Consider the following 383-nt stretch of genomic DNA (forward strand, 5'->3'; position numbering starts at 1 on the left):
GCGCAAATGGATGCGTCTGTCGAAGAAGAAGCTGCGTGACCGTATCGATGTGTGGGTGGCTGATTACGATCCCGCCGCGGTTCGGGTCCCGCCGACGGTGGCGCAGAACTGCTATGTCGAGGTCGAGGCGCATCCCGAGGCGGCGGGGATGGCGATGGTGGGGGGTGTGCTGGATGCGGTCGACGCTTCCGCGTTCGATCAGCGCCTGGATGTGATTGCGGGGTCGGTGTGCGTCAACGATCCCCGCTCCAAGGCGCAGCGGCGCGCCGCGGCGTGTGGCGCGCTGGGGCGTGGTGAGGGGTCGTTGGCCTGCCTGTGCGGATCAGCTGACTGCCCGGCGGTGACGATGCCGGCGAAGCCGGCGCCGATGATCGCGACGCGCG

Annotated in this window: 1 protein-coding gene; it reads left to right on the plus strand. The window is 68.9% G+C overall.

What is annotated here, in order from left to right; genetic code table 11:
* Positions 1-55 precede the first annotated feature (55 nt).
* Positions 56-383: DUF222 domain-containing protein (locus MCHLDSM_RS17020; RefSeq protein WP_234714043.1), on the plus strand; the 328-nt coding region annotated here is incomplete at its 3' end.

This window comes from Mycolicibacterium chlorophenolicum (genome assembly GCF_001044235.1).
Taxonomy (GTDB): domain Bacteria; phylum Actinomycetota; class Actinomycetes; order Mycobacteriales; family Mycobacteriaceae; genus Mycobacterium; species Mycobacterium chlorophenolicum.